This window comes from Paenibacillus sp. FSL H8-0260, from assembly GCF_045040625.1.
Classification (GTDB): Bacteria; Bacillota; Bacilli; order Paenibacillales; family Paenibacillaceae; genus Paenibacillus_AQ; species Paenibacillus_AQ odorifer.
Window position 1 is genome coordinate 4,545,785 of the sequence record NZ_CP150298.1, and the last position, 16,889, is coordinate 4,562,673.

At 44.3% G+C, this 16,889-nt stretch carries 15 protein-coding genes and 1 pseudogene; 2 read left to right on the forward strand and 14 right to left on the reverse strand.

From position 1 onward, the window contains the following. Positions 1 to 63: 63 nt before the first annotated feature. The 3 genes from MHI51_RS20275 to MHI51_RS20285 form a co-directional block, all read right to left on the reverse strand. Positions 64 to 1,404 carry a HAMP domain-containing sensor histidine kinase gene (locus tag MHI51_RS20275; RefSeq protein ID WP_076306959.1) on the reverse strand — a complete coding sequence of 447 codons (1,341 nt, stop codon included), beginning with the start codon at positions 1,402 to 1,404 and terminating at the stop codon, positions 64 to 66. 1 nt (position 1,405) lies between these two features. Further along, positions 1,406 to 2,101 carry a response regulator transcription factor gene (locus MHI51_RS20280; RefSeq protein ID WP_076281473.1) on the reverse strand — a complete coding sequence of 232 codons (696 nt, stop codon included), beginning with the start codon at positions 2,099 to 2,101 and terminating at the stop codon, positions 1,406 to 1,408. Positions 2,102 to 2,210: 109 nt separating this feature from the next. Next, complete coding sequence (locus MHI51_RS20285; RefSeq protein WP_076278746.1) at positions 2,211 to 2,414, reverse strand: hypothetical protein; 204 nt, start codon at positions 2,412 to 2,414, stop codon at positions 2,211 to 2,213. Between the two features lie 258 nt (positions 2,415 to 2,672). On the opposite strand from MHI51_RS20285, the gene MHI51_RS20290 reads away from it, so the two are divergent. Together MHI51_RS20290 and MHI51_RS20295 are read left to right on the forward strand one after the other, a co-directional pair. After that, entirely contained in the window at positions 2,673 to 3,020 is a 348-nt protein-coding gene (locus MHI51_RS20290) for a PadR family transcriptional regulator (protein WP_076129886.1), read from the forward strand. Next, positions 3,007 to 4,002, forward strand: a complete 996-nt coding sequence (locus MHI51_RS20295; protein ID WP_405173225.1) for a hypothetical protein — start codon at positions 3,007 to 3,009, stop codon at positions 4,000 to 4,002. Before MHI51_RS20290 ends, MHI51_RS20295 begins: the two co-directional genes overlap by 14 nt. Positions 4,003 to 4,394: 392 nt before the next feature. On the opposite strand, the gene MHI51_RS20300 is transcribed toward MHI51_RS20295, so the two are convergent. The 11 genes and pseudogenes from MHI51_RS20300 to MHI51_RS20350 form a co-directional block, all read right to left on the reverse strand. Further along, positions 4,395 to 5,672 (reverse strand): alpha-L-fucosidase, encoded by a 1,278-nt coding sequence (locus tag MHI51_RS20300; protein ID WP_076129888.1) that lies wholly within the window; start codon positions 5,670 to 5,672, stop codon positions 4,395 to 4,397. Between the two features lie 49 nt (positions 5,673 to 5,721). Continuing rightward, positions 5,722 to 6,672 carry an ROK family protein gene (locus tag MHI51_RS20305; protein ID WP_341138460.1) on the reverse strand — a complete coding sequence of 317 codons (951 nt, stop codon included), beginning with the start codon at positions 6,670 to 6,672 and terminating at the stop codon, positions 5,722 to 5,724. 28 nt (positions 6,673 to 6,700) lie between these two features. Beyond that, positions 6,701 to 7,393 (reverse strand): copper homeostasis protein CutC, encoded by a 693-nt coding sequence (locus tag MHI51_RS20310; RefSeq protein WP_076183112.1) that lies wholly within the window; start codon positions 7,391 to 7,393, stop codon positions 6,701 to 6,703. 24 nt (positions 7,394 to 7,417) lie between these two features. Further along, positions 7,418 to 8,857: pseudogene (locus MHI51_RS20315) on the reverse strand (leucyl aminopeptidase family protein). A 41-nt stretch (positions 8,858 to 8,898) separates the two neighbouring features. Beyond that, a complete protein-coding gene (locus tag MHI51_RS20320; RefSeq protein ID WP_139332068.1) occupies positions 8,899 to 9,891 on the reverse strand; it encodes an ABC transporter ATP-binding protein in 993 nt (330 codons plus the stop codon). Beyond that, positions 9,888 to 10,889, reverse strand: a complete 1,002-nt coding sequence (locus tag MHI51_RS20325; RefSeq protein WP_076129893.1) for an ABC transporter ATP-binding protein — start codon at positions 10,887 to 10,889, stop codon at positions 9,888 to 9,890. Before MHI51_RS20325 ends, MHI51_RS20320 begins: the two co-directional genes overlap by 4 nt. Before the next feature lie 13 nt (positions 10,890 to 10,902). Further along, positions 10,903 to 11,733 (reverse strand): ABC transporter permease, encoded by an 831-nt coding sequence (locus MHI51_RS20330; protein ID WP_405174067.1) that lies wholly within the window; start codon positions 11,731 to 11,733, stop codon positions 10,903 to 10,905. 147 nt (positions 11,734 to 11,880) lie between these two features. Further along, positions 11,881 to 12,804 (reverse strand): ABC transporter permease subunit, encoded by a 924-nt coding sequence (locus MHI51_RS20335; protein ID WP_036689023.1) that lies wholly within the window; start codon positions 12,802 to 12,804, stop codon positions 11,881 to 11,883. A gap of 112 nt (positions 12,805 to 12,916) precedes the next feature. Then, positions 12,917 to 14,521 carry a glutathione ABC transporter substrate-binding protein gene (locus MHI51_RS20340; protein WP_076141089.1) on the reverse strand — a complete coding sequence of 535 codons (1,605 nt, stop codon included), beginning with the start codon at positions 14,519 to 14,521 and terminating at the stop codon, positions 12,917 to 12,919. Between the two features lie 89 nt (positions 14,522 to 14,610). Then, entirely contained in the window at positions 14,611 to 15,615 is a 1,005-nt protein-coding gene (locus tag MHI51_RS20345) for an asparaginase (protein ID WP_076218481.1), read from the reverse strand. A gap of 28 nt (positions 15,616 to 15,643) precedes the next feature. Then, on the reverse strand, positions 15,644 to 16,801 hold the full coding sequence (locus MHI51_RS20350) for an ROK family transcriptional regulator (protein WP_076276077.1): 1,158 nt from the start codon (positions 16,799 to 16,801) through the stop codon (positions 15,644 to 15,646). Positions 16,802 to 16,889 lie beyond the last annotated feature (88 nt).

Below are 16,889 nucleotides of genomic sequence, written 5' to 3' on the forward strand. Positions count from 1 at the left end.
CTGAATATCAACCATTTTAGCATTGGGAAATTTCATACGACTTAATGTAATCTTACATAGACCTTAAATTTGCCGGTTCAGCTCAATTATAATTTCAAACTGGTTATCTTGCGTATTCAGCTGAACAGTCCCTCCATGAGCAGCTATTATTTTTTGAACAATGAGTAACCCTAATCCAGAACCTGCCGGGTTCAAGGCTGATGGTTGGCCGTAATTAATAAAAGTAAGCTTGGCTCCATCATTCACCTTTTCCAGCACAGCTTGAAACGTAGAACCTTGCTCCTGATAAGCGATGGCATTATAAAGCAGGTTTGAGAATACTCGATTCATTCTTTTTTTATCAAACTGTAGAATTATTTCTTCTGGCTCGATTACAAAATCAGGGATCAGACCCGCAGCCTCAAGCTCGGGCAACATATGTATCATTTCTTCTCTCAAATATTCTGAGAAATCATCTGTTGTAACATCCAAGCGGAATTCGGGACTTTCCATTCTCGATAATTCAAACAAATCCTGAATCAATACATTGGCACGGATACTATTTTCGTATATTATTTTGGCAAATTCCAAATGTTCTATCCGACCGCTCACCTGTTCTTTTAGTTCAAGCTCTGCGTAACCCATAATACTTGTTAATGGATTTTTTAAATCATGGGATATATCCAATATTAGATTTTTTCGATTGTTTTCACTCTGTTCTTTTAACGAGGTCTGGATCTGAATCACTTCTGCCATATGATTAAAAGCCTGCTCCAGTTGACTAAACTCCCGATTCCCGCCTACCTGCACTCTTGCTGAATAATCCCCATTCTTAATTTTTTCAACAGCAGCGGACAACTGGTCTAAGGGTTTAATGAAACTAACCGCCGTAATTCTCGCATAAATCATCGTGCTTAGAATCAGAATCAACAAATAACCTAACCCAATAAACCCAAGCATTTGAAGGGTATGATCCTGCATAGGTGAATCTGAATTCCAATGGAAACTGCCTGTCATTTTCACTTGTATAGGTAAAGAGACGATCAGCCAAAATTGTTCCTGCTCATTATATTCAACAGTGATCATATCTTTGTTAGCGCCAGTATTCATTAGAAAATCCGTAAATTCTTTGACACTAATCTGCTTGGACGTAAATGGATTGTTGCCAATGGAATGTATGACTTCGTAATTGGAATTCACAACCTGTAAACTGCCCCCGACATCATTAACAACACTAGTGTCAATTCTTTGATAGTCATTTTGCATAAGCTTAGCAGCCGTTAACTGATTATAAATAATGTCCTTAGATCCCAGCCTGTTCATGCAAAACAAAGCAACAATCACCAATATCGTTATAACCGTTGTTATAAGAAAGATCGCGATATAGTTTTTTAACAATTGATAGGATATATTTTGTTTTCTCATCTTATTTACCTGGGTTGTAGAATTTGTAACCTAGTCCACGCACTGTAACGATATATTCGGGATGGTGTGGGTCCCGTTCGATCTTATTCCTTAGACGGCTGATGGTAACCATAATCGTATTATTATCACTATAGAAATCTTCTTCCCACGCCGCTGCATATAACTTTTTGGGCGTAAAAATTTGATTAGGACTCTGCATCAGACATTGTAACACCTTATATTCCTTGGCATTTAGAAGAACTGGACTTTCATTTATGTACAACATACATTCCTTTAAATTCAGCTTCAATTCTCTATGTTGGATTGTTTCTTCAGTTATCGATTGGCTAAGATCGTATACATTTCTTCGTCTCAGCTGCGCCTCAACCCTAGCCACAAGCTCTGAAGCACTAAATGGCTTCACCATATAATCGTCTGCTCCAAGGCCTAAGCCCACTATCTTATCAATTTCTTCACCGCGGGCAGTTAACAAGATAACCGGAATATGGCTTTTCTCTCTTATCCGTCGCAGCAGATTAAGCCCATCAAGCCTGGGCATTACAATATCCAGAATGGCAAGATTTATTTCATGTTGATTAACAACCTCTAAAGCCTCAATGCCATCCTTGGCTTCGAATACTCGATAGGATCGATCTTCTAAATGTATTTTCACTAGTTTTCTTATATCAGTTTCATCTTCAGCAATCAGTATATTCATCGCTTAATTCCCCTAACTATTCTCAAATAGCTGAGTCTTTTCACTCAGTATAACTTGCCAATACCACTTCGGTATATAAAGCCTAAAGAATACATCTGGAACATCATGATTAAAATACCCATGGATCACCATAATCAAATCTATTAAAATCAATAATTCCAAGTTCCTCGACTTCGTAATGATCATACTCCCGTTTTTTCTGATCATAATGGGAAATCTCCGCCGTTCTCAACAATAACTCTCTGCCCTTATGAACCGGTTCAACTACCTCCCATGTAGAAGCATTCGGGATGTCACTAAAAAATGGAATCATTTCACGACCTCCTTTTAATCAAACTGCTTCACAAAATAGAAAAATTTTCTTATTTATTTCTCAGAAGATTATTTTATTCAATTGATGTTGGAACAACAATAGTGTATGATGCATAGTATAGATCGAATACTGTATGACACATAGTAAGTATAAACAACTTCGACGTCCTCTTAAGGACAGCAAGCGTCTAAACCAAAAATATAAGAACAATTTATAAGAGATTATAAATCCTTATATTTTAAATAATGAGGTGGGTGAATGAGTACTTTATTAAATTCTTTAATCACAGAGCTTAGAAGAGGTACGTTAACGCTAGCCGTTTTAAGTCAATTACGAACGCCCCAGTATGGATATTCGCTCGTTCAATTGTTGGAGGAATCCAGCATCATCATCGATCAAAGCACCCTATATCCATTACTTCGCCGATTAGAGAAACAGGAATTAGTGACGAGCAGCTGGGACACATCCGAGAGCAGACCCCGTAAGTATTATGTTCTAAGTGACTATGGCGTAGAGATTTTTTTACAGCTAAAGGAAGAATGGCTTAAGAATTCGAAAGAACTCTACGGCCTATTACAAGGGGAGGATGACCATGAAGCTGATTGAGATTTACATTCATGAAGTTACTCGGAGGTTACCAGAACAAAATCGGGAAGACATCGCATTAGAATTATGCTCAACCATCGAGGATATGTTACCGGATGATTATGACGAAAAAGAGGTAAAAGCCGTCCTTGCAAAATTGGGCAATCCAGCTATTTTAGCTAGTGAGTACCGCGATCAGCCCATGTATCTCATCGGCCCACGCTATTTCGATTTATATGTTACGCTATTAAAAATGATTATACCCATCGCTGTAGTTGTTTCTTTAATCGCTCTGGTTGCTGATTACTTGATTGGCTACAGCGGCGATAAAACAGTTGCGGATATTGTTACTGCAGTTATAAGTACAGGAATTGGAACCTTTCTTGAAGTAGGCATCCAAGTCTTTTTTTGGATAACTGTTGTGTTCGCTATTATCGAACGGGCAGATAAAGGAAAGGAAGGTCATCCTCTTACTACAAAATTAAGGAAATGGACTCCTGATGATTTGAAGGATATCGCGCTTGTCCATAAGAAAAAAGCAATTACAAGCTTCGAAGTGTTCGGAAGTTTACTGTGGACTGCCATTTGGGCTACTGTTTATTTTAATGCTGAACACCTGATCAGAGTCTATAGAGGCGGTGAAGGGGCACTTAACTTCGTAGCCCCAGCTTTTAATCAGCATGTGTTACTTGATTATTGGCCTATTATTCTTATTGTGATCGGATTAGAAGTCGCATTAACTATATATAAATTAATCAAGAGACAATGGACTAGAGAATTAGCATTATGTAATACGGTCCTTGAGCTCATTGTACTTATTGTATTCGCTGTTATCCTTATAAATCCGAGTGTATTTAACCAAGAATTTATTAATTACATGTCTAATTTATTAAACACTACAGCAAACCAATTTGAAACGGGACTAGTAGGTGGAGGAATAGCAATCTTGATTTTAGTCGCGGTCCTCAATATATATGAGGGCTTCCGCAAGGCTCGCCTTTAGTATTCACAGAACGGCGATTCTCCTGTTATTTGGAGAATCGCCGCTTTGTTTTCTGACTCGTTGAATGCCTGCTTCAAATGCTTCAACAACTTCAACATTGTCACCCCCCTCTGAGAGTTGCGGACCCAGATGACGTTATTTGCACATTTTCTGCCTTTGGAACAGGGCTTCGGACTCCAATGACGCTATTCCCTAGAATCAGCTCCATATCGGGGGTGTTTCAAGCCAATAACGACTATGCAGTCCGTTGGCATCCCAAAAGTGCGATATTTCTGGGTTTAGAGTCATCTGTGTCCGATAGGTGTTTCGTATGTGCAAATGTTGGCGAAGAATACGAAAAAAAGGAGTTGTCTCAGCAGCCATTCAGGGCATATGGGACAACTCCTTCTGATTTAATTAAATAGTTCAAGCTCGATAACCGTATCCATCTCATCAGGTAACATCGCGCCTTTTAATGTAATAAAAGCTCCACCGTCAACATCCGAATATTCCTCAGCCATCCACGGCACCTCCACCTTTAGCTCGGTACCATCACGTAGTAATCTAGCCTTATTAATCTTCCCTTTCAAGCCTTGGAAATAGATCGGGCCAATTCCACGGTCGTAGACATGCGCATACAATTTATTGCCCTTTTGCGTATAACGTCCCCACTCTGGCTTAGGTAGCAAAGACTTCCCGCATCCATAAATACTATCTCCATTAAGGCGCATCCACTCCCCAACTTCGTCAAGGATAACCAGGGATTCCCGTGTCATTTCACCTTTAGCATCTGGTCCAACATTGAGGAGCAGGTTACCATTCTTACTGATACATTCGACCATCGTACGGATGACTTGCTTGGTCGATTTATAATTCTTGTCCTCGGAATGATAACCCCAGTTGTCATTCAGGGTAATGCAGGCTTCCCAAGGGATGGATTGGCCGTTTACGTCAACAATGCCGCCAGGCGGAATGATCTGCTCGGGGGAGAAGAAATCACCAGCATACTCCTCAGGTTCTGCCGCACGAATATTGCCACCTAATCGATTGTCGATAATAATATCAGGTTGTATGGAACGAATCATCCGGATAAGCTCCGTCGCCTTCCACTTCTCCCCTGTCATATTATCGTAGGAGAAGTCAAACCACATAATGTCGATTTTACCGTAATTGGTGAGCAGTTCCTTTACTTGCCCATGCATATACTCCAAGTATCTATCGAAATCAATCGGCTTATCTTTGACCGCTTCGTTATCCCGATCAGGATGTGCCTTATCTCCATAACCGGGATAATCCTCATGGTGCCAGTCTATGATAGAGTAATATAGACCAACTGCAATACCTTCAGCACGGAAAGCGTCTACATATTCCCGCACTAGATCACGCCCAGCGGGCGTATTAGTCGCTTTGAAATCAGTCAGCTTACTATCGAACAGACAGAACCCGTCATGATGTTTGGTCGTAAGCACAGCGTATTTCTGACCCGCAGCTTTGGCTGCACTTGCCCATTTCTTCGGATCATATCGTGAGGCGTCAAATTCATCGAAATACGTCATGTAATGCTCTCTACTCATCCGCTCGTTGCCGCGTATCCATTCCCCTCTAGCAGGAATTGAATATAAACCCCAATGGATAAACATCCCGAACCTATCCTGTAAGAACCATTTCGTTCTTTCTTCTCTTGTACCCATCTCTCCAACTCCTCCGTTAATGAAAGCTGTGATCAATCATTCACTCCACCTAAGCGGTATGAAATAATGCAGCTGCTCCAATTAGGCCTACATCGTCTTTGAGCGCGGCAGGTTCAATTGTAAAAGTACCTTTATAAGGATCCATGACAAATAGCTCCGTCTTCTCCACCAGTGCAGGGAATAACAAATCTCCAGCCTTACTCACGCCTCCACCGATCACGATCCGATCAGGATTGAACGTATGTACTGCATTGGCTAGACCTAGTGCCATATAATGAATACTCCGGTCAATAACCTCGACGGCCACGGGATCGTTAAGTGCCATGGCTTCAAATACGTGCCGCGAAGTGATTTTTTCTCCATTTATATTAGCCAGTTCCGTAATCATCGACGGTCTGCTCTCCATACTTCGCAGCGCCATATCCCGAATCGCTGTGCCCGAAGCGAAAACTTCCCAGCAGCCGAATCTTCCACAGCTGCATTCCGTTCCGTTCGGGTCAATAATATTATGACCTAGTTCACCAGCAAATGAATTTTTGCCAAGAAGCAGCTTGCCGTCAATGACGATACCTGCTCCAATCCCTGTGCTAAAGGTAACATAAACCATGTTGTCTGCACCTTTGCCAGCACCTCGGACATACTCGCCCCAAGCCGCAGCGTTCGCATCATTCACTACCTTTACTTCAACGCCTAGCTCCAACTCCATCCAGTGCTTCAGTGGAACATTATCCCACTCCGGAAGATTGGTGCCGTGAATAACGATCCCGTCCTGGCTATTTACAGCTCCGGGAGAAGCCAGACCCACTCCTGTGAGTGGTCGCCCTTCGGATACGGAGCGGATCATATCGATCATTCGCTGCACCACTTCTTTAGCGGTACGTGCCCCAGCCGTTTCCATCAATTCCCGTTTCAACACGGTCCCCTTTGAATCGAACAATGCTGCGGCAATTTTTGTGCCTCCTAAATCGATTCCAACTACGTAGCTCTCAACCTTCTGCATAACCCATTCACCTTTTCACTATCTATTATTAGCCGTTAGAATGAATACTCTCCGCTAACGCCCGTAAGGCTGCTGGATCGATTGGCGACAAAGCGTCTTTATCATAACGAACAGCCGACCCAAAATGCACTTCTGTTACTCCAGTCTGATGTATAAATGAAGTAATACCTTCCGGCTTCAGACCGCTTCCAGCCAGTATACTTACCGTTTTACCCCTTGATTCCTCGACTAGCTTCCGCATAGCAGGAATAGCTTCAGGTGCCGGACCTGGCCCGGCAGAAGTGAGTACACGCGTAATTTGCGGATACTTACAAAGCGTTCGATAACCTTCTATTTGATCCTTCAACTCATCAAAAGCACGGTGGAAGGTAACTTGCAATCCCTCGGTCAACGGCAATAATGTTTCAAGCGCTCGCTCGTCGATAGTCCCTTCCGGGGTTAACGCACCAAGCACAATCCCCGCCGCACCGCTGGCTGCAATTTGCTTTATCTCTGCTGCCATGGTCAAAATGTCATACTTTGAATAGCAAAAAGAACGGCTGTGCGGGCGAACCATAACAAACGCAGGAATGTTAACCGATTTGGCAACTTGTTGCACCAATCCTATCCCTGGTGTTAATCCGCCTTCCGTAATCGCAGTAATGAGCTCCAGGCGGTCAGCCCCGTTCGCTTCTGCTGTAAGGGCATCGTCCATACAGGTAGCGATGACTTCCAATCTCATAACTTCCCTCCACTCTTCCGGTTGTTATTGTTGTGCCTGTTTCATAACATAATCAGCGAGCAGTCGAGCACCATAGCCCGTTGCTCCAGCTTCTGAATACCCCACATCCTGTTTGTACTGAACCGTCCCAGCCATATCAATATGGACCCAGCTCAGCGATTCCGCTACAAAGCGCCGTATAAAAAGCGCTGCTGTAATCGCACCTGCAAAAGGTGAAGTACTAACGTTGCGCAGATCAGCGTAATTGCTTCGAAGATCGACTTCGTATTCATCCATAAGCGGCATGGGCCACAGTCATTCTCCATTGCGCTCACCGATTTCGACGAGGCTCTGCGTCATCTCTCCATCACCCCATATGCCGGCGATACCTAATCCTAACGCTGCGCCAACATTTCCAGTAAGTGTTGCAATATCAATGACCTTAGTTGCCCCGATATTTGCTGCATGAATAAGAGCATCCGCGATAATAAGCCGCCCCTCGCCATCCGTATTTGCAACCTGAACCGTCAGCCCATTAGGATAGCGTATAACAGACGATGGCAGCATTGCTTCAGCATCTGGTACGTTATCAACAACGGGGATCAACGCGGTCACATTTACATGAGCTTGATTCCGCACTAAAATATCCAGCGCCCCAAGAACAGCTGCTGCGCCACCCATGTCCATACGTGCATCGCTAATATCACTTGCGGTCTTAACATTCATCCCACCCAAATCGAAGGTAACACCTTTACCCACCAATGCCAGCATTGGCAATTCAGGGTTACTCTCATAGCGAATTTCAACGAGGGCTGGGGAGTGTTTACTGCCAGCTCCAACCGCCAGCAACCCATTCATCTGTAGGTCAACCAGCTCCTGCCCCCGGTAGACATGAACTTTCACTGCTGCGTTATCACGCTCGAAATATTCGACCATCCATTCTGCGAACCGATCCGGATTTAGAGTCCCGGGCACCTCATTCACCAGATCGCGAGCAACTACTGCTCCTTCAGCGCGCATGCGGCCAGTACTTAGTACAACTTCCAGTTCAGGCTTAGTCAGTTCAGGCCAATCGGCTGTCTGGAGCAGCAAATCAACTGAAATGTCTATTTTAGTAACGCCACGATAGGTTTGAAAACGATATAATCCAAGAAGCCAGCCTTCAATCCATGCTTGCAGCTCATCCGCAGCGGAAATATTACTTTCTGCTGTCCTACGAACAAATGAAGCTGAATTTCGTCCTTCTCTTAGAGCTGTACGGGCGGCAGATCCCGCTGCTCGGCGAACTTTCTCAAGCGTAAGAGCCCGGCGTTTTCCCATTCCAATTGCTATCACATCGGACTCTTCCTCAGAGCGAGCATATAACCATGTCACACTGCCACTCTGTTTGTGAGCTTCTCCCAGCCGAAGAGGAAATGGCTCCTCTTCATAGGCTAAGTAGATAAGCGTATCCGCCCCATTAGCGGAATCGAACAAGATATTCATAGCTGTCCCTTCTTTTCCGTAAAGTGTACTCACATTTAAAATTATCGTTCTAGTTTCAACATTTCTTCATCAAACAGATGACAAGCGAGCTCATGACCTGGTTCAACTTCCCGGAATACAGGCACATGTTGCTTACAGATTTCCATACAGGAAGGGCATCTTGTATGAAAACGACAGCCCGTCGGCGGATCAACTGGACTTGGAAGATCCCCTTTTAGAATAATGCGTTCCTTCTTCAAGCTTGGATCGGGCACAGGAACTGAAGATAGCAGCGCTTGGGTGTAAGGATGCAAGGGACGGTCATACAATGTATCCTTATCAGCCGTCTCCACAAGAGAACCCAGATACATAACCCCAATTCGATCACTAATATGCTCGACCACACTGAGATCATGAGAGATGAATAAATACGTCAGGCCATATTCCTCCTGCAAGTCCTGTAACAGATTCAACACTTGGGACTGAATCGATACATCCAGCGCTGACACGGGTTCATCCGCCACAATTAGACTTGGGCGAACGGACAGAGCCCGGGCAATCCCAATCCGTTGCCGCTGTCCACCGCTGAACTCAAACGCGAATCGCTCGGCGTGGAAACTGTTCAATCCAACGGTCTCTAGCAGTTCGCAAGCTAGTTTATCCCGTTCTTTAGAGGACAGCTTTGTATGAATAAGCAGGGGTTCGGCGACAAGATCCTTCACCTTCATGCGGGGATTAAGTGAAGCATAAGGGTCTTGAAACACCATCTGCATATCTTTGCGCAGAGGCCGCATCTGGTTGTCTGAGATATGGCTAATATTTTGTCCCTTAAACCATACTTCTCCATGATTGGGTTCCAGTAAGCGAGTCACCAGCCTGCCCGTAGTCGATTTTCCACAGCCACTTTCACCTACAAGGCTGAACGTTTCTCCCTTACGAATGGCGAATGAAATCCCATCAACGGCGTGTAAATATTTAGTCGTTCCGAAGAAGCCCTTCTTCACAGAAAACAACTTCTTCAAACCCTTAACCTCAATTAATGGAGTCTCTTTCATAAACATCCCGCTCCTTCCGTGTCCTCCTGCTGTGTAAGCCAACAACGGCTTTTGCGCTCTAGCCCCTCAATCGGAAGTAGCTCAGGTTCTTGCGACAGACAACGCTCCATGGCAAATTCGCAGCGTGGCGCAAACTTACAGCCGGCAGGCATTTGTGAAAGGTCTGGCACATTCCCTTTTATAGACTCCAAGCGATGTACATTCTGGCGCAGCTTAGGTACCGATTGAATCAATCCCTTGGTATACGGATGTTGCGGTCTGGCGAACAGCTCCTGAACAGAGGCTTCTTCCACCACACGACCAGCATACATAACAACTACCCGGTCACATAATTCCGCAACTACTCCAAGATCATGGGTAATGAGCAGCATTCCCATATCCTGTTCATCTTTCAACTGCTTCATCAGATCAAGAATTTGCGCTTGAATCGTTACATCGAGTGCGGTCGTGGGTTCATCGGCAATCAACAGCTTTGGATGACAAGACATGGCCATTGCAATCATAACCCGCTGTCTCATCCCGCCGGATAGTTGATGCGGATATTCATCGATTAATTCCTCTGCGCGAGGGATACCTACAAGCCGCAACATATGAATCGCATGCTCACGAGCCTTCTTGCGTCCATAACCCAAATGCAGTCTAATCGGCTCTGTTAATTGCAGCCCAATCCGCAGCACTGGATTAAGAGAGGTCATCGGCTCCTGAAAAATCATTGCCAGATCATTTCCCCGGATTTGGCGCATCTCCTTCTCAGAAATCTTCGTCAAGTCCTTTCCTTCAAAACGCACAGAACCTTCAGAAATTCTGCCCGGCGTATCTTTAAGCAACCGCATGATCGATAATGAGGTTACACTTTTGCCACAACCAGATTCACCAACCAGGCCTAGCACTTCACCTTTTTTAATAGCAAAGTCTACCCCCGCAACCGCAGTTATACTTCCATCGCCGCGTTTGAACTCCGTTTTCAGCCCTTGTACATCCAACAAATGTTGAGTCATGTCTTGTCCCTCCTTAGTTTTTCATTTTGGGATCAAGAGCATCACGCAATCCTTCCCCGACCAGGTTAAATGCAAGTACTGTTAAAAAGATGGCTATCCCCGGAAAATAAACGATATGTGGAGCAATACTTAAATAATCACGTCCCATACTTAACATTGCGCCCCAATCGGGCTCTGTTGTTTTTGCACCCATTCCGAGAAAGCTCAATGATGCAGCGGCCAAGATCGCTCCGCCAATCTTCATGGATAGATTAACGATAATGCTGGGCACGGTCTCAGGAAAAATATGACGCCAAATAATCCGGCGATGCTTCGCTCCCATGGAACGAGCCGCTTCCACAAACAATGTTTCTTTCGCAGACAGCGTTACGCTCCGAATAATTCGGGCGAACGATGGAGTACCAAAGACTGCAACTGCGATAACAACGTTGGATAGACCCGGACCGAGAATGGCGACGATCCCAATGGCAAGCAGCAAGTCAGGAAAAGAAAATAGTACATCACTGCCACGCATAATTATCCGATCTAGCCAACCGCCATAATATCCGCTTAACAGACCTAGGATAGTTCCAAGTACACCTGCGATTAAGACGGAACTGAGACTGACCGCTAAGGTTAAGCGAGTACCATCAATCAGACGGCTTAGAATATCACGGCCATATTCGTCTGTCCCGGCCCAATGTGCAGCAGAAGGACCTGCCATAAGAGCATCGTAGTTTGGTTCATCAGGATTATACGGGGTCAGAAATGGCCCGAAAATTGCAATTAGGAATAGCAATATAATAAAAAATGCGGCCACAAGGGGCATCTTTTGTTTACTGAACTTACGTAAAAAAACACCCATACGGCCTTTTGTTTTCTCCGGGGCCAGTACCTCTCCGGGTAATGGAGATTTTGCTCCCATCACCGCCGAATTGTCACTCATGATATCCCTCCTGATCCTAAATTCACCCTATAAATCTATTGAAATTCTGCTTCTTAGTCGCATTAGCTACTGAGAAAACCTTATTTTCGGATTAAGAACACCATACAATAAATCTACTAATAGATTGATAAGAATAAATTGTGTAGCAAACAGAAGCAGTAAGGCTTGAATGACTGTATAATCCCGGAACAAAATGGAGTCTACTAGCAGCCTGCCAAGACCCGGAATACTGAATACCGTCTCAACCATTACAGAGCCGCCGAGCAGGAACCCAAACTGAAGTCCAGCTACGGTAACCACCTGAATCAAAGAGTTGCGCAGCGCATGCCTGCCGATAACAACATACTCGCGTAAGCCTTTTGCACGTCCTGTACGGATATAATCCTCCCGAAGGGTCTCCAGCATAGATGACCTAGAATAACGGGCCAACATAGACATAATTCCCATCCCGAGTGTAATGGAAGGAAGAATATAGGACTTCCAGGAATCAACACCACCCGTTGGAAACCAACCAAGCTCTACCGAGAAAATTTGAATGAGTACCAAGCCTAACCAAAATCCAGGAATAGACATCCCTGAAATGGCTGTCAACGTCCCTAAATGATCCGGCCACCGATTGCGATAAACGGCTGAAACCACGCCAATTAGAAGACCAATAATTAGAGCCCAGGCCATACTAAGAAAAGTCAGCCACAACGTAGGCATTACTCTGCTTTCCAGCATGTCAGTAACCGGGATCCCTGAACGGATCGAATTGCCCAGATTCCCACTTAGCAGATCACCCATGTAGTTTATGTATTGCTTCCACAAAGGCAGATTGAGACCCAGCTGCTCCTGAATTCCACGAATCTCTTCAAGCGTGGCATCTTTACCGGCAATAAGTCGGGCTGGATCGCCTGGGATTAAGTGAATAAACAAAAAGACAAGCACCGATACAATGAACAACAGCGGAATAACCCCGAGGAGTCTTTGTAAAGCATATCTACCCAACTCATAAGCCCCCTTCAGTATCGACAAATGATTTAGTGAGGCCGCTTCCCACCAAACTACAGAAGCGGCCTCGTTCATTTCTTGGGATATTAAACCTAACGTTTGTTTAGCATTATTTCACTTCTGCATTCAGGACATTAATGGAACCATCCGGGAAGACCTTAACTCCTTCCAGATACGATCTTTTGCCTGAGATGATTTGGTCGACGCCCATGAATGCCCATGGAGCATCTTCCCAAATTGTTTTTTGAATATTGCCATAGATGGATTTAGCCGCTTCTGGATCAACAGATTTATTCGCCTCAGCGATCCATTTGTCTACATTTTCATTTTTATAATAGGCTGTATTTGAGCCAGCAGGCGGGAACATTTCACTACTGAATAACCCTCTGGTTGCACCATCTGCATCTCCTGAAGACGGAGACCAGCTGACGTACCACATTTGAATTTTCGCTTCTTCTGGTGTCTTAGCAGAGTTAATTTGGTCGGACAATGTGCCACCTTCCATGGATTTCACGTCTACCTTAATCCCTACAAGTGCTAGCTGTTGCTGAATAAATTGCATACCCTTCATAGTTTCGGATTCATTTTCACCCCAAATTTCGGTTTCGAATCCATCAGGATAACCTGCTTCAGCAAGCAATTGTTTAGCTTTTTCAATGTCATAGTCATAACCTGTTTGCGGGGAATAGTATTGTGTTTTGGAAGACATCGTGGAATCAAGCTTAGCACCAAGACCCGATTTCACAACTTTGATATAAGCTTCTTTATTGATAGCATAGTTAATGGCTTGACGTACCTTCACATCATCAAAAGGTTTTTTCATCGTATTTAACGTTACATAACGGACAATTGTCGAATCGATGGTATCTACAGTAATTCCTTCAAGACCTTCAACCTCAGATACTTGCTCCGTTGGCATTGGATAAATAAAATCTGCCTCGCCGGTTTTTAGCATGGCTATCCGTGATCCATTCTCTGGCACAGGTCTAAAGGTCACACTATCCACTTTTGGCAAGCCCGCTTGCCAGTAATCAGGGTTCTTAACGACAACCAAGCGGTCGCCTTGCACCCATTCTTTGAACTTAAATGGTCCCGTCCCTACAGGATTTTTCGAAATATCGGTGCCATTTTCTTCTAAAGCTTTCGGACTAATAATAGGTGCCATAGCTACTTTATTTAAAAATGCGTTATACGGCTCACTGAGTGTAATAACCACGGTTTTAGCATCAGGAGTCTCCACTTTCGCTACCTTTGCGAAGCTTTTGCGCAGTCTCAGATTGTTCTTCTCATCTTGAATACGGGCGATGTTTACTTTAACCGCTTCAGCATTAAAGTCAGTACCGTCTTGGAATTTAACATTCTCTTGCAGCGTGAACGTGTAGACCAACCCGTCTTCACTTATGGAATGGCTTGCGGCAAGAACAGGAACCACGTTCATATTCTCGTCAAAACCCATCAGACCTTCGTACATCGTTCTGGCAGCGCTGATTGAATGCGTATCGCTTGCGTTATGAGGGTCCAGCGTAATAAAGTTAGAATTGATGGCAATTACAATGTCTTTATCATTCTTTGTAGTTGGGGTGCTAGTTTCAGTTCCACCAGCAGTATTGCCGTTTTGTCCCTCGTTGCTCGCTTTGTTGCCGCACCCTGCAGTCACTACTACTGTAATAAGCAGCAGCATGAACATTGACCATACTTTTCCTTTTGCTTTCATTTTTTACACTCCCCTATTCAAACGATGTATTAGAAAAGCTTCTAGTCCGATTAATCACCAAACTTGAAGATTATTCTTGACCTTATGCTCTAGATCTCCCATTGAAATACAGCACGGCGTTCGCCGACTACAGTACCGCCATCATTAACAATCGTGTTAGGCACGAGTGCATATAGGCGATCAATTGTGTCTTGATTGCTGTAACCAATACGTTCTAGAATCGATGCGATAATACATGGCCAGACTTGTTCTGATCCGTCGGATACTTTCAGTGATATACCCATTCGTTCCTTACGGAGTCCGATACCGTATACCCCTTTTGCTCCACCCTTAGCCGTCAGATTGTCATCCTTCAGGAGCTCTGAGCATACAAATTTCGTGTCAGCAATCATAACCGGGTTATCGTTCATAAGTTTTGCAATGGCAGCGGCTGCGTTACGTATATCCGTATCCTCAATTAAATCGGGACACGCTAGCTTTAGATAGGAATAAGCGATTTTATGAAGCGGAAGTGCGAAGATAGGAAGTCCACAGCCATCAATACCTTGCGGGATGGACGCTTTGGGAACTTCAGCGATATAAGCCATCATCTCAAGAATCTCCTGTTGTACAGGATGGTTAGGATCGTAATAAGTGTTTATATCCCAACCCATATATTTGCTAAGGCCCATTAACCCTGCATGTTTGCCTGAGCAGTTATGAAAGATTTTACGAGTGGGTTCATTTGCCCGGTGACGTTCTGCTTTGGCTTCTTCATTCAGCGGGTATGTAGAGCAGCAATGTAGTGACTCTTCTTTTAATCCCATTTTCTGAAAAAGAGCTTCAAGCGCTTCAATATGGAAGACTTCTCCCCGGTGTGAAGCGGTAAACAGCGAAGCTTCTTTACTTGTCAAACCATATACTTCATCGATCCGGCGTTTCATTACCGGCAAAGCTTGGAATGGCTTAGCAGCAGAGCGAAGATAAGTCATATGCTCCGGATCGCCTGCTTTGTACAAAATGTTGCCCTTCTCATCAACTACACTAACTGCACCATAATGCACATTCTCCAGCAGGCCACCACGATATTCTTCTACCAATGTTGTAAATCCCATCTGTACAACCTCCCCAGCAGTAGTTAATTTAATCTAAGGCAAAAAATCGATTCTGCGATAAAAGTCCCGATCCGATAATTACACCCTTCTCATTCAGCAACGAGCGATGAATCGTAAAGGAACCACGAAGCGGCTCCCAGGTAAAGCGCGAGAGGTACAGCTGCTCAACTTCTTCGTATATATCCGGGAATTTGTCCACGAGTTCTCCACTTAAAATCACGCTGTCGGGGTTATACATGCATACGACATTATTAATGGTGATGGCCATATACATGAGTGCACGGTCGATCAAGTGAATCGCCCATTGTTCTCCTGCATGTTTTGCTGCGAATAACTCCTCAATCGTACGGATCGGGCGAATCCGATTAGCTTCAGATAATAAAGAACTGATATTTATATAGGTCTGTAAACAGCCCGCTTTGCCGCACTCACACATCATTCCGTTAGGATCTACTGTCGTATGCCCAATTTCACCCGCACTGTTCATCACCCCTCGATAAATCTCTCCCTCGAGAATCATCGCAGAACCCACGCCTTGACCGAAACCCAATAATGCCGTACGGCTTGAGCCGACTGCGGCTCCTTTAAGATGTTCAGCAAGAGCCCTTACTTTCAGCTCATTGTCCACAGCGATTTCAAAACCTGTCAGCTCTTTCAAGCGTTTGGCTAACGGCACATTTTTCCATCCTAGCTGAACAGAGAAGACAACAATTCCTTCTTCGTTATTCACAATGCCGGGAAGTCCAACGCCAATACCCACGATACGTGTTCTGTCAATCACATGCTGCTGGAACAATTGCTCAATGGCTTCATGAATCCGTTCCAGCGTTCCATCCGGGCTTTCGTCTGGTGTACGGGGAAATTGACTACTGCAGATAAGCTGTCCTTGTAAGTCCACAATTCCAATAGACATAAGACTGCGATCCAGTTCAACGCCAACCGATAATACAGAAGCGTCCATCATACCTATTAACGTTGATTTCCGACCTAATCCTGATGATACCTGCTCTGAATCGAGTAAATATCCTTCCTCCGTCAACTCTCCGACAATTCGACTTACAGTCGTAGGACTCATACCAGTCTGTTTAGCAATAGAAGCGCGAGAAATCGGTTGTTGATTTTTTATAATTTCGAAAACCGTTAAACGATTTTGTCGCTTCATAAAATCCTGATCGTGCTTTTTCACGGGCATTCTCCTAATTATTTTCTCCAGTGCATTAATTGGATTAATAAACCACAAAAATAAGAAATTATTTGCAAATAAAGCGCTGATA